The sequence below is a fragment of the Amycolatopsis deserti genome, from assembly GCF_014653945.1.
Taxonomy (GTDB): Bacteria; Actinomycetota; Actinomycetes; order Mycobacteriales; family Pseudonocardiaceae; genus Amycolatopsis_E; species Amycolatopsis_E deserti.
This window is the reverse complement of the sequence record NZ_BNAU01000013.1, coordinates 107,231-119,787: the sequence shown is the minus strand read 5'-3', so window position 1 is coordinate 119,787 and position 12,557 is coordinate 107,231. Positions and strand designations below refer to the sequence as shown.

The window sequence follows — 12,557 nt, the reverse complement described above, 5'->3', positions numbered from 1 at the left end:
CCTCAGCGGCAGGGCCGCTCGGGGTGAGCCCTCAACGGCCACCGCCGCGGGGTTGATCGGGCGCGGAGCGCGGCCGGACGGCGGGAATCATCCGCCGACCACCCAGGCCCGGTGGTCCGGCGCCTAGGGTCGGGCGCATGATCCACGATCTGGTCGCCGGGGCCCTCGCGCGGGCCGGCGAACGCAACGCCCGGGAGATCGAGCGGGCGGCGGGGCTCGTGCTGGCCGCGGTGCGGGCGGACGCCCTCGTCTTCACCGGTGGCGCCGGGCATTCGCTGGCCTCGGTCGCCGAAACCTTCTACCGCGCGGGCGGCCTGGCCTGCGTCTACCCGCTGTACCACCCGGACCTGCTGCCGCTGCACAGCGCCGCGGGCAGCACGACGGCGGAGCGGCGGTCCGGCCTGGCCGCCGAGGTGCTGGCCGGGCGCGCGCCGGGCCCGGAGGACGTGGTGTTCGTGTTCTCCAACTCCGGCGTCAACCCCTACCCGGTGGAACTGGCCGAAGCCGCCCGGGCCGCGGGGGCGCCGGTGGTCGCGGTGACGTCGCGGGCCTCGGTCGAGGCGGCGCCCCGCCGCTCGCACAGCACGCTGCCGGAGCAGGCCGACGTGGTGCTCGACACCGGCGTCCGGCCCGGCGACGCCGCCTTCCCCGAGGACGCCCCCCGCACGGTGGCGCTGTCCTCGCTGCTCAACGTCTACCTCTGGAACGAGGTGCTGGCGCACGTCGTCACCACCGCCGCGCAGGAGGGTGTCGAGGTGCCGCTGTGGCGCAGCTCGAACGTCGAGGGCGGCGACGCGGCCAACGCCGCGCTGCTCGAGCACTACCGCCCCCGCGTCCCCGCCCTCCGCTAAACCGCGGCCGGCTCCTCGCTGAACTGCGTGTGGTAGAGGTCGGCGTAGCGGCCGTTCGCGGCGAGCAGTTCCTCGTGCGTGCCGCGTTCGACGATGCGCCCGGCCTCGACCACCAGGATCTGGTCGGCCGCCCGCACGGTGGACAGCCGGTGCGCGATGACCAGCGCGGTCCGCCCCTCCAAGGCGTGCGACAGGGCTTCGCTGACCGCCACCTCGGATTCGGAGTCCAGGTGCGCGGTCGCCTCGTCCAGCACGATCACCCGCGGCTGGGCCAGCAGCAGCCGCGCGATCGTCAGCCGCTGCCGTTCGCCGCCGGAGAGCCGGTAGCCGCGCTCCCCCACCACCGTGTCCAGTCCGTCGGGCAGGCCGCGCACCAGCTCGGCCAGCCGCGCGCGCTCCAGCGCGTCCCAGATCTCCTCCTCGGTCACGCCCGGCCGCGCGTACTCCAGGTTGGCGCGGATGGTGTCGTGGAACAGGTGCCCGTCCTGGGTCACCACGCCCACGGTGTCCCGGATCGAGGCGAACCCCAGGTCACGCACGTCCACATCGGACAGCCGGATGGCGCCGGAGTCGACGTCGTAGAGGCGCGGCAGCAGCGACGCGATCGTCGACTTGCCCGCCCCGGACGACCCGACCAGGGCGACCATCTGCCCGGCCTCGGCGCGGAAGCTGATCCCGTGCAGCACCTCCTCGCCACCACGGGTGTCCAGTGTGGACACCTCCTCCAGCGAGGCCAGGGAGTACTTGTCGGCCGCCGGGTAGGCGAAGCGCACGTCGTCGAACTCGACCGACACCCCGCCGGCCGGCACGGTGCGGGCGTCCGGCTTCTCGGTGATCATCGGGTCGAGGTCGAGCACCTCGAAGACCCGCTCGAACGACACCAGCGCGGTCATCACGTCCACCCGGACGTTGGCCAGCGCGGTCAGCGGGCTGTAGAGCCTGGTCAGCAGCAGCGCGAGGGCGACCACGGTGCCCGGGGCGAGCTGCCCGCGGATCGCCAGCCAGCCGCCCAGGCCGTAGACCAGGGCCTGCGCGAGCGCCGACACCAGGGTCAGGCTGGTCATGAACCACCGGGTGAGCATCGCGGTCCGCACCCCGATGTCACGCACCCGCCCGGCGCGGGCGCCGAAGTCCTCGGCCTCCCGCCGCGGCCGTCCGAACAGCTTGACCAGCGTCGCGCCGGGCGCGGAGAACCGCTCGGTCATCTGCGTGGTCATCCCGGCGTTGAGCTGCGCGGACTCGCGCTGCAGATCGGCCATCCGGCGCCCGATGCGCTGCGCCGGGAGCACGAACACCGGCAGCAGCACCAGCGCCAGCAGGGTGACCTGCCAGGACAACGTCACCATCACCGCGAGCGAGAGCACCAGCTGGATCACGTTGGTGACCAGGCCGGACAGGGTCGCGGTGAAGGTCCGCTGCGCGCCGATCACGTCGTTGTTCAGGCGGCTGACCAGCGCGCCGGTGCGGGTGCGGGTGAAGAACGCGATCGGCATCCGCTGCACGTGCTCGAACACCGCGCGGCGCAGGTCGTAGATCAGCCCCTCGCCGATGCGGGCCGACAGCCACCGCTCGACCAGCCCGAACCCGGCGTCGGCGATCGCCAGCCCGGCCACCACGACCGCCAGCAGCACGACCAGCCCGGCCTCCTTGCCGCCGACGATGGTGTCGACGACCTTGCCGGCCAGCACCGGGGTGCTCACCGCGATCACCGCCGACACCACGGTCAGCGCCAGGAAGACCAGCAGGCTGCGCCAGTACGGCCGGGCGAACCGCGCCACCCGCCGGATCGTGCCGGGCGCGAGGCCCTTCGGCGCGTTCGCGGCACGCATCGCCGAACTCATCAAAGACCAGGTGTTGTCCACGCCGCCCACCCTAAAACTTCGACAATGCTTGAGGTCCACTCCGAAGACCTCCAGGCCAACGCGGGCGGACACCAAAAGCTTCCCGGACGTCGCCGCCGATTCCCTCCTCGGTAACCTTTGCGCATGGGGAGGGACGAAACCGGTGCCAGACCATCCGGCGGCCCGCGATGACCACTGAGCGCACCGCGGTGCGCCCGCCGGCCCCCGCCACCGCCCTCGACCGCTGGCGCGCGCTGCTCGCCGCGCACCCGCTGACCGTCGACCTGGTCTTCTACCTCGGCTGTACCGTCTACGCCATCGCACTGGCGGTCACCAACGAGTTCTACGGCTTCCGCATCTGGGGTTCGTGCGCGGCGTTCGGCTACGGCTTCGCCGCCGCCCACACCGGCTGGCTGATCGCCGCCCGCCGCCAGGGCGGGCAGCTGCGCTCCCGCTGGGTGGGGCTGGCCGGGATCGCCGTGCTGTCGATGCTGCTGCCCCTGACCGTCCTGGTGATCCGGCGGCTCACCGGCACGGACTGGCTGAACACGCCGTTCTCCTGGAGCGCGCAGCCCGAGGTGTGGGTGATCGAGCGCTCGGCGAGCCTGCTGCTGGACCACGGCACGCCCTATGTGGATGTCGCGGCCCTCGCGCGGGCGCCGGAGGTCAACGACTACACGCCCTACGGCCCGGTCATGGCCGTGTTCGGGCTGCCCCGCGCCCTGTTCGGCGGCAGCCCGGTGGCCGACGCCCTCACCGACGCGCGGCTGATGTTCGTCCTCACCGCGTGCGTGTGCGCGTGGCTGACGATCCGGCTGTCCCGCACCCCGCGGGTCCCGGTGCGCGCGGCGCAGTTCGCGATGGCCTGCCCGCTGACCGCGCTGACCTGGGCGGTCGCCGGGCCGGACCTGGCGATCGTCGGTCTGATGCTGGTCGCCGCTGCGCTCGCGGCCCGGGACCGCCCGGTGGCGAGCGCGATCGTGCTCGCGCTGGTGATCAGCGCGAAGCTCATCGTGGCACCGGCCGCCGTGGTGCTGGCCGTGCTCGTCTTCGCCCGCCTGGGCGGCAGGGCCCTGGCGCGCTTCCTCACCACGACGGTGCTCGCGTGCGCCGTGCTCAACGTCCCGGTGTTCCTGGTGAACCCGCGGGCGTTCGTGGAGCACGTGATCCGGTTCCCGGCCGGCCTGGGCCAGGTGACGTCACCGGCGGCGAGCCCGTTGCCGGGCTACCTCATCGCCAGTACCGGACCGGCCGGGAAGGTGGCCGCGTTCGTCCTGCTCGCCGGCGCCGCTGCCGCGATCCTCGTCTGGTTGCTGCGGCGTCCGCCCGTGGCCGGATCGGACGCGTTGTGGCGCATCGCCGTGGGCCTGGGGGCCTTCACCCTCCTGACGCCCGCGACGCGCTTCGGGTACCTGGTGTACCCGTGCGTGCTCCTCGGTGCGATGTTGTGCTTCCGCCGTGCCGAGGCCGGGGACGCCCGGCCTACTTCTTCTTAGCGCGCGTCGCCCCGCCGCGCCCGCGCAACTGCACCCCGGATTCGGAAAGCACGCGGTGCACAAAACCGTACGAGCGTCCGGTCGACTCGGCCAGGGCCCGAATACTCGCACCCTTCTCGTATTTCTTCTTCAGGTCAGCGGCAAGCTTGTCACGCGTGCTGCCGGTGATCCGCGCGCCCTTCTTCAGGTCAGCCACGTCGTTCCGCCTTCCACCAGATCGCGTTGGCAGGCCACGGTGGGCCTCGTCACGCAATGATCGAACACGAACCGCGAATTTGCCAGACGAGCGGCGAAAAACCTGCCCAATGGCGGAAAAATTGCGCCGTTCCAGGTGGTTGCCTAGTCCAACTAAGCAATCAGCCCTTTGTTTACATCAGGCCAACTGGACGAGTTCCAAGTAATCATCCGACCAGTGATCCTCCGTGCCGTCGGGCAACAGGATCACCCGCTCGGGCTCCAGCGCCTCGACGGCGCCCGGGTCGTGGGTCACCAGGACGACCGCGCCGGTGTAGCTGCGCAACGCGTTCAGCACCTGTTCGCGGCTGGCCGGGTCCAGGTTGTTGGTGGGCTCGTCGAGCAGCAGGACGTTGGCGGCGCTGGACACCAGGCCGGCGAGCGCGAGCCGGGTCTTCTCGCCGCCGGAGAGCGTGCCGGCCGGCTGGTCCAGCTGCTCGCCGGTGAACAGGAACGAGCCCAGCAGGTTCCGCAGCTCTTGCGCGCCGGTGTCCGGGGCGAGGTGGCGGATGTTCTCCCACACGCTGGCGTCGTGGTCGAGCGTCTCGTGTTCCTGCGCGTAGTAGCCCAGGCGCAGGCCGTGGCCCGCGACGACGCTTCCGGTGTCCGGCTTTTCCATGCCGCCCAGCAGGCGCAGCAGCGTCGTCTTGCCCGCGCCGTTGAGGCCGAGCACGACGACCTTGGTGCCGCGGTCGATCGCGAGGTCGACGCCGGTGAAGATCTCCAGCGAACCGTACGATTTGGACAGTCCCTCGGCGGTGAGCGGGGTGCGCCCGCACGGGGCCGGGGCCGGGAACTTGATGTGCGCGACCTTGTCCGCCTGGCGCTGGTCGTCCAGGCTCGCGAGCATCTGCTCGGCGCGGCGAGCCATGTTCTTCGCCGCGACGGCCTTGGTGGCCTTCGCGCCGAGCTTGGCGGCCTGGGCCTGCAGGGCGGCGGCCTTTTTTTCGGCGTTGGCCCGCTCGCGGCGGCGGCGCTTCTCGTCGGTGGCGCGCGCCTCGAGGTAGCGGTTCCAGGTCATGTTGTAGGTGTCCAGCTCGGCGCGGGTGGCGTCGAGGAACCAGACCTTGTTCACGACCTCGGCCAGCAGGTCGACGTCGTGGCTGATCACCACGAGGCCGCCCTCGTGGCCCTTGAGGAAGCCGCGCAGCCAGTTGATCGAGTCGGCGTCGAGGTGGTTGGTGGGCTCGTCGAGCAGCAGGATCGTGTCCGAACGGCCGGAGGCGCCCACGTCGGAGGCGGCGAACAGGATGCGGGCCAGCTCGACGCGGCGGCGCTGACCACCGGAGAGGGTGCGCAACGGCTGGGTGAGGACGCGGTCGGCCAGGCCGAGGTTGGCGCAGATGCGGGCGGCCTCGCTCTCCGCGGCGTAGCCGCCGAGGGAGGCGAAGCGCTCCTCGAGGCGGCCGTAGCGGCGGATCGCCTTGTCCCGCTCGGCGTCGTCGACCAGCTCGGACATGGCGGTCTGGGCCTTCTCCATGTCGCGCAGGAGGGTGTCCAGGCCGCGGGCGGACAGGACGCGGTCCTTGGCCGTGACGGACAGGTCGCCCTCGCGGGGGTCCTGCGGCAGGTAGCCGAGCTCGCTGCCGTGGCGGACCTCGCCCGCGTAGGGCTCACCCTCGCGGGCGAGGACCTTCAGGGTGGTGGTCTTGCCGGCGCCGTTGCGCCCCACCAGGCCGATGCGATCGCCCGGCTGGATGCGCAGGGTGGTGTCGGACAGCAGAATGCGCGACCCGGCGCGCAGTTCGAGGCCGGTGGCCGTGATCAAGGAAACTCCCGGTATCGGGGGTGGACAGGTGGCATCGACGGGCCTGCTGCACAGGCGGCCCGGAGCTACTCCAACTGGACGTCCACGAGACCCAGTGTACGGATCACCGTCCAGCGATTTTCCCCACGGTGGCGGGCCTCACCCGACACCCCAGGTAGCTGGGTGGTCATCCCGTCGCCTGACACGCAACGATCACCTTGAGCCAGGGCCGCAACCCAGGCTCTCTCCGGCGGCCGACCATGCCAACCTTGCGGCCCTGGCTCAAGGTGATATGCACAAACCGCTGTTGCGTTGCCGGCCGGCGGTTGTGGGTGGTGCGCTGGTCAGAGCACGAAGCTGTCCGACCAGGGCTGCCCGGACCGGCCCGACAGCGCGTCCAGCAGGCTGACCGCCTGCTTGTCCGTCAGCGACGACACGAAGTCGATCACCGCGCGGCCCCTCGCCAGGCCCCGGACGGCGTCCGCTCCGGCCACCGGCTCGCCGGTGGCTCCGACCAGCAGCTCGGGCGCTGTCCGCACCAGCTCATCGAACTCCGACTGCGCCAGCTCCACCAGGTCGTGCAGGCGCCGCGGCAGGCGGGACACCTCGTCCCGGTCGGCGAGCCACGCGTCGAGCGCGTCGACCAGCGTCGTCAGCAGCGACGCCTGCCCCCGCTGGTGCAGGGCCAGCTCCGGGCGCAGCAGCACGAACCGCCGGTGCACGAACTTCAGCACCTGCACCTCGTGCCATTGCGCGGTCCGCAGCGACACGTGCCCGGCCCGCGTGGACGGCGACGGCAGCACGATCACCCCGTCCACCAGGCGATGCGTCCACCGCGCGGAGAACGCCGCCGTCGCCTGCTCCGCCTCGATCGATCCGTCGAACGGCTCGGCCAGCAAGCCGTCGACCAGCTCGGTCCGGATCCGGGACACAGCTTGGGCGAACGCGTCGTCGTCGACGATCCACGCGTCCTTGGCGTGCATGCGGCGCCGCAGCTGCTCCAGCGACCGGCCGGGGCGGCGGATCCGCGCGGCGAGGGTGGCGTTGTCCAGCCCGGCCAGCTCCACCGCGTGGTCGAGCCACTCCCCCAGCTCGGCCGCCACCGGCGCGTGCTGCAGCACCCCGATGCGGTGGAAGTCCTGGATGTCGTGGATCGCGTAGGCCAGGTCGTCCGCGGTGTCCATCACCGACGCCTCGACCGTCTGCTGCCACGGCTCGATCCGCCCGGCGAACGACCGGCGTGCCGCGACCACGTCGTCCAGCTCGGTGCAGTAGGCGGAGAACTTGCTCGACCCGGTGCCCGGAGCCTCGTCGGGCTCGGCCGCGCCCCGCGGCGGGATGCGCATCGCGGCCGGGTGCGGGTCCGGCCAGTGCAGGCGCGCCCACGGGTACTTCAGCACCGCCGCCCGCACGGCCGCGGTGAGGTCCAGCCCGACCGCGGCCGGCCCGCGCACGTCGGTCGTGGTGATGATCCGGAAGGTCTGCGCGTTGCCCTCGAACCCGTCCGGCAGCGAGAACCGGTGCCGCGCGATGCGGTCCAGCACCTGCTCCCCCAGGTGCCCGAACGGCGGGTGCCCGAGGTCGTGGGCCAGCGCGGCGGCCTCGGCGACGTCCGGGTCGAGCCCGCCCAGCTTGCCGATCAGCTCCGCCGAGTCCACCGAGGACAGCAGCCGCTGCGAGATGGCGCGCGCGACCTGGGCGACCTTGAGGCTGTGGGTGAGCCGGTTGTGCAGCAGACCGGACCCGGCCGCGCTGACCACCTGGGTCACGCCGCCGAGCCGGGCGAAGAACGGCGACACCACGATGCGGTCCCGGTCGGCCCGGAAGGGGTTGTCGGCCAGATCGGACCAGGCCGGTTCCCGGGCGTTCTCCCGGCGTAGCGTCCGCGGATCGGGTTCCATGCGCATCACCGTATCTGCCCCGCCCGTACCCGCGCGGGAGTACGCTACCCGCCCCCGAGGTGAACATCAGTCGACATCTCTTTCAATTCACCCACCTCACCAGCGAAGATCGGTCCGTGCGCCCAGTCCGGTTCGCCTTCCAGCCGCTCTACAGCCTCAACACCGGCGGTATGGTCGCGCTCGAAGCGCTGGCCCGCCCCGCCGAGGGGTCCGTGCACGACCTGCTCGACACCGCCCGCCGTGAACGGCGCCTGGTCGAGACCGACATCGCGCTGGCCTGCGACGCCGTCCGCGCGGAGGCCGACCAGCAGACCCTGCTGCCGCTGCACCTCAACATCACCGCGGCCACCGCGTCCGCGGCCGGTGGATCCGCTGCTCGACACCCTCGCCCGCGCCGGCAAACGGCCGCGCGAGGTGGTGCTGGAGGTCGGGCCGCCGTTCTGCTCGGTGTGGCCCGAGCAGCTGCTCGCCGGTCTGAACCGGCTCGGCGAGCTGGGGTTCCGGCTGGCGCTGGACGGCCTCGGCCGCGGCGACCTGCCGTTCGCGATGCTCGCGGCGGCGCCGGTGGACGTGCTCAAACTCGACCGCAGCGTGCTGCGCGGGCTGCCCGGTGACGCCGGCTCGGTCGCGGTCGTGGAATCCCTGCTGCACTTCACGGCCCGGACCGGCGCGCGGCTGGTCGCCACCGGGATCGAGACCGAAGCGCAGCTGGCAGCGGTGCGCCGCCTGGGGGTGCGCATCGCTCAGGGCAACCTGTTCGCCCCCGCCCGGGACGGGGTGAACCTGGGGCACCTGCTGACCCCGGCGATCCCGGATCCCGACGAGCGCCTCACGCCGGGCCCGCTCACCACGCCGCGGGTGCGGGACTTCCTGCGCCCGGCGAGCACCCTGCCGCACGACGCGACCTGCGACGACGTGCGTACCGCGCTGGCGGCCGGCGACGCGCCGAGCGGCATCGTCGGCATCGACGACGAGGGCCGCCCGCGGTGGTCGATCGACCGCACCCGGTTCCTGGTTTCGGTCACCGGGCCGTACGGGCACGCGCTGCACGCGAAGCGCAGCGCGGAGCGGCTGGCCGACACCCCGCACACGATCCACGCCGACGCCGGGGCGCTGGAGCTGCTGGAGCTGGTGACCGACGCGGACTGGGGCCGCACCGGCGACGACGTCGTGGTGGTCGACGACGCGGGCCGGTGCCTGGGCGTGGTGCTGGTGACCGAGGTGGTGCGCGGCGTGGCCGAGGCGAAGGTCGAGGAGGCGGCGGCGCTCAACCCGCTGACCCGGCTGCCCGGCAGCGACACGGTGGCGCGGGACGTGGACCGGCGGATCGGCAGCCGGGAGGCGTTCGTCGCGGCGTGGCTGGACGTCGACTCGTTCAAGGCGGTGAACGACAACGCGGGCTTCGCCGCCGGGGACGATCTGATCCGCGCGATCGGCCGGACGCTGACGGATCTGGCGTCGCGGCTGCCGCGGATGGTGGTGAGCCACGTCGGCGGCGACGACTTCCTGATCGCCTGCGACGTGGACGAGATCGGCACGATCGCGGGCGCGCTGCTGGACACGCCGTGGTCGGCGGAGGGCATGCCGGTGACCGTGTCGCTGGCGACGCTGGTCTGCGCCACAGCGACGATCGAGTCCTACCGCGAGGCGTCGCGGCTGCTGGCGCCGCTGAAGAAGCAGGCCAAGGCGGTGCCGGGGTCGAGCTGGGTGCTGGGGCGCCCGGGCTCCGAGCGGGTGGAGGTGCTGCGCGGCCGGTCGCGGCACGCGCTGCCGGAGCAGCGGCCGGCGGGACCGGTCGGCTTGAGCCGCGCCGTGTAGGTCGTTATACATGCAACCGGGGGGCGGCTTGGGTTCGTCTGTCCGGTATGCGGATGGTGCCGGTGGCCGTTTTGGGAGTGGCTGTGCTGACGGCCTGCGGCGCGTCCTCGGGCGCCGCGGGTGACCGTGCCTGCACGATGATCGGCGCGATGCCGGGGATCAGCCTGGACGTCGCGCCGCGCGTGGGACAGGCAATAGCCGCGGCAGCGGTGACCGTCTGCCGCGACGCTGCCTGCCGGACCGGGGAAACGCCACTCTTCCCCGCGACCACCGCCGGCCCGCAGACGTGCACCGGCACCGGGCCAGAGGACTCCTGTTCGGTGCAGCTGCACGAAACGGGCGGCTGGCACGGCTTCGTCCCGGTCGACGATCTGCGCGAGGGCCCCTACGACGTCACGGTCGTCCTGACGGACGCGGGCAGCCGCGAAGTGGGCCGCACAACGCAGAACACCGCCGCGCGGCTCGTGTTCCCGAACGGGCCCGAGTGCGGCGGCGGTGTTCCGCAGGTACAGCTACAGATCTAGACCGTGAAACCCTAGACCGTGAAGCCCAGCGCCCGGAGCTGCTCCCGGCCGTCGTCGGTGATCTTTTCCGGGCCCCACGGCGGCATCCAGACCCAGTTGATCCGGAAGTCCTTCACCACGCCGGCCTGGCCGACCAGCACGGACGCCGTCTGGTCCTCGATCACGTCGGTCAGCGGGCAGGCCGCCGACGTCAGCGTCATGTCGATCGTCGCGGTGTTGTCGGGCTCCACGCGGATGTCGTAGACCAGTCCGAGGTCGACCACGTTGATGCCGAGCTCGGGGTCGACGACGTCCCGCATGGCCTCCTCGATGTCCTCGATCTTGGCCAGGTCCGCCGCAGGCGGCTGCGCCTGCTCGGGCAGGTCCTCCGCGGTGCGGCCCTCGCGCGTCTGCTCCTCGGTCACTTCCCAGCTCCGTTCGTGCGGGTCAGCGCATCCTTGAACGCCATCCAGCCCAGCAGGGCGCACTTCACCCGCGCCGGGTACTTCGACACCCCGGCGAAGGCGACCGCGTCCTCCAGCACATCCTCGTCCGGCTCGATCTGGCCGCGGCTCTGCATCATCTCCACGAAGGTGTCCATCGTGGACAGCGCCTCCGACACGGTGTGACCGGTCACCAGATCGGTCAGCACCGACGCGGACGCCTGGCTGATCGAGCAGCCCTGCCCCTCGTAGGAGACGTCGGCGACCTTGTCGCCCTCCACCTTCAGGCGCAGGGTGATCTCGTCGCCGCAGGTCGGGTTGACCTGGAACGACTCCGCGTCGAAGGGCTCCCGCAGGCCGTGGCCGTGCGGGTTCTTGTAGTGGTCCAGGATGATCTCCTGGTACATGCTCTCCAGGTTCACCTACGCCACCCCGAAGAACTTCTGCGCCTCGCGGATCCCGCCCAGCAGGGCGTCCACTTCGGACAGATCGTTGTACAGGTAGAAGGTCGCCCGCACGGTGGCGGGCACCTGGCAGACCCGGTGCAGCGGCCACGCGCAGTGGTGTCCCACGCGCACCGCGATGCCCAGGCTGTCCAGCACCTGACCGGCGTCGTGCGGGTGCACGCCGTCGACGACGAACGCCACCGTCGCGCCGCGGTCGGCGGAATCGCCCGGCCCGATCAGCCGGACGCCGGGGATCTCGGCGATCCCGGCCAGCGCGGCCTCGACGAGCGCGTGCTCGTGCGCGGCGACCCGCTCCATGCCGATCGCGGTCAGGTAGTCCACCGCCGCACCCAGCCCGACGGCCTGCGAGGTCATCGGCACGCCGGCCTCGAACTTCTGCGGCGGCGGCGCGAACGTGGTGCGCTCCAGGGTGACCAGCTCGATCATCGACCCGCCGGTGAGGAACGGCGGCATCGCCTCGAGCAGCTCACGGCGCCCGTAGAGCACGCCGATGCCGGACGGCGCCAGCATCTTGTGCCCGGAGAACACCGCGAAGTCCACGCCGAGGGCGTGGAAGTCGACCGGGAAGTGCGGCACCGACTGGCACGCGTCGAGCAGCGTCAGCGCGCCCACCTCGCGGGCCCGCCGCACGATCGGCTCGACCGGGTTGATCGTGCCGAGCACGTTGGACTGGTGCGCGAACGCGACGATCTTGGTGCGCTCGTTGACCAGTTCGTCCAGGTTGGACAGGTCCAGCCGGAACGTATCGGTCAGGTCGAACCACCGCAGCGTCGCGCCGGTGCGCTGGCACAGCTGCTGCCAGGGCACCAGGTTCGCGTGGTGCTCCATCGCGGTGATCACGATCTCGTCACCGGGGCCGACGCGGAACCGTTCGGCCCCGGGGCCGGCGGTGGCCGCGTTGCTCATCGCGTACGCGACGAGGTTGATGCCCTCGGTGGCGTTCTTGGTGAACACCAGCTCGCCCGGGTCCGCGCCGACGAACTCGCCGGTGCGGGCGCGGGCGTACTCGTAGGCGTCCGTGGCTTCCTCGGCGAGCTGGTGCGCGCCGCGGTGCACCGCCGCGTTCGAGGTCTCCAGGAACCGGCGCTCGGCGTCGAGCACCTGCGTCGGCCGCTGCGAGGTGGCGCCGGAGTCCAGGTACACCAAGGGTTTCCCGTCACGCACCGTGCGCGACAGGATGGGGAAGTCGGCGCGCACCGCGGCGACATCCAGCGAGGTGGCTGTCGTGTTGGCGTTTGTTCGCGTGGTCATGCGCG

Annotated in this window: 10 protein-coding genes and 1 pseudogene; 4 read left to right on the top strand and 7 right to left on the bottom strand. The window is 72.1% G+C overall.

The features are described from left to right. The first annotated feature begins 137 nt into the window (after positions 1-137). Positions 138-851: a sugar isomerase domain-containing protein gene (locus IE290_RS36265; protein ID WP_191249264.1), complete on the top strand. Its 714-nt coding sequence runs from the start codon at positions 138-140 to the stop codon at positions 849-851. Here the strand turns inward: IE290_RS36265 and IE290_RS36260 are convergent. Continuing rightward, complete coding sequence (locus tag IE290_RS36260; protein ID WP_191249262.1) at positions 848-2,713, bottom strand: ABC transporter ATP-binding protein; 1,866 nt, start codon at positions 2,711-2,713, stop codon at positions 848-850. The genes IE290_RS36265 and IE290_RS36260 overlap by 4 nt on opposite strands. A 167-nt stretch (positions 2,714-2,880) precedes the next feature. On the opposite strand from IE290_RS36260, the gene IE290_RS36255 reads away from it, so the two are divergent. Further along, positions 2,881-4,188 (top strand): glycosyltransferase 87 family protein, encoded by a 1,308-nt coding sequence (locus IE290_RS36255; RefSeq protein ID WP_191249260.1) that lies wholly within the window; start codon positions 2,881-2,883, stop codon positions 4,186-4,188. On the opposite strand, the gene IE290_RS36250 is transcribed toward IE290_RS36255, so the two are convergent. The 3 genes from IE290_RS36250 to IE290_RS36240 all read right to left on the bottom strand — a co-directional run bounded on the left by IE290_RS36250 (position 4,175) and on the right by IE290_RS36240 (position 8,076). Continuing rightward, the gene (locus tag IE290_RS36250; protein WP_017982988.1) at positions 4,175-4,384 is read right to left on the bottom strand and encodes a helix-turn-helix domain-containing protein; all 210 of its coding nucleotides are present in this window, start codon (positions 4,382-4,384) and stop codon (positions 4,175-4,177) included. The genes IE290_RS36255 and IE290_RS36250 overlap by 14 nt on opposite strands. Before the next feature lie 177 nt (positions 4,385-4,561). Continuing rightward, complete coding sequence (locus IE290_RS36245; RefSeq protein ID WP_191249258.1) at positions 4,562-6,190, bottom strand: ABC-F family ATP-binding cassette domain-containing protein; 1,629 nt, start codon at positions 6,188-6,190, stop codon at positions 4,562-4,564. 323 nt (positions 6,191-6,513) lie between these two features. After that, positions 6,514-8,076 carry a deoxyguanosinetriphosphate triphosphohydrolase family protein gene (locus IE290_RS36240; RefSeq protein WP_191249256.1) on the bottom strand — a complete coding sequence of 521 codons (1,563 nt, stop codon included), beginning with the start codon at positions 8,074-8,076 and terminating at the stop codon, positions 6,514-6,516. A gap of 110 nt (positions 8,077-8,186) precedes the next feature. Between IE290_RS36240 and IE290_RS36235 the strand changes: the two are divergent. After that, positions 8,187-9,888, top strand: a pseudogene (locus IE290_RS36235) (GGDEF domain-containing protein). Positions 9,889-9,935: 47 nt separating this feature from the next. Next, complete coding sequence (locus tag IE290_RS36230; RefSeq protein ID WP_229874919.1) at positions 9,936-10,412, top strand: hypothetical protein; 477 nt, start codon at positions 9,936-9,938, stop codon at positions 10,410-10,412. An 11-nt stretch (positions 10,413-10,423) separates the two neighbouring features. Here IE290_RS36230 and IE290_RS36225 read toward each other — a convergent pair whose 3' ends face one another. Genes IE290_RS36225 through IE290_RS36215 form a run of 3 tightly spaced genes read right to left on the bottom strand, consistent with a single transcriptional unit; the run spans position 10,424 to position 12,552 of the window. Next, the gene (locus tag IE290_RS36225; RefSeq protein WP_191249254.1) at positions 10,424-10,816 is read right to left on the bottom strand and encodes a metal-sulfur cluster assembly factor; all 393 of its coding nucleotides are present in this window, start codon (positions 10,814-10,816) and stop codon (positions 10,424-10,426) included. Then, positions 10,813-11,256: a Fe-S cluster assembly sulfur transfer protein SufU gene (gene sufU / locus IE290_RS36220; protein WP_191249252.1), complete on the bottom strand. Its 444-nt coding sequence runs from the start codon at positions 11,254-11,256 to the stop codon at positions 10,813-10,815. Before sufU ends, IE290_RS36225 begins: the two co-directional genes overlap by 4 nt. After that, complete coding sequence (locus IE290_RS36215) at positions 11,257-12,552, bottom strand: cysteine desulfurase (RefSeq protein WP_191249250.1); 1,296 nt, start codon at positions 12,550-12,552, stop codon at positions 11,257-11,259. Positions 12,553-12,557 lie beyond the last annotated feature (5 nt).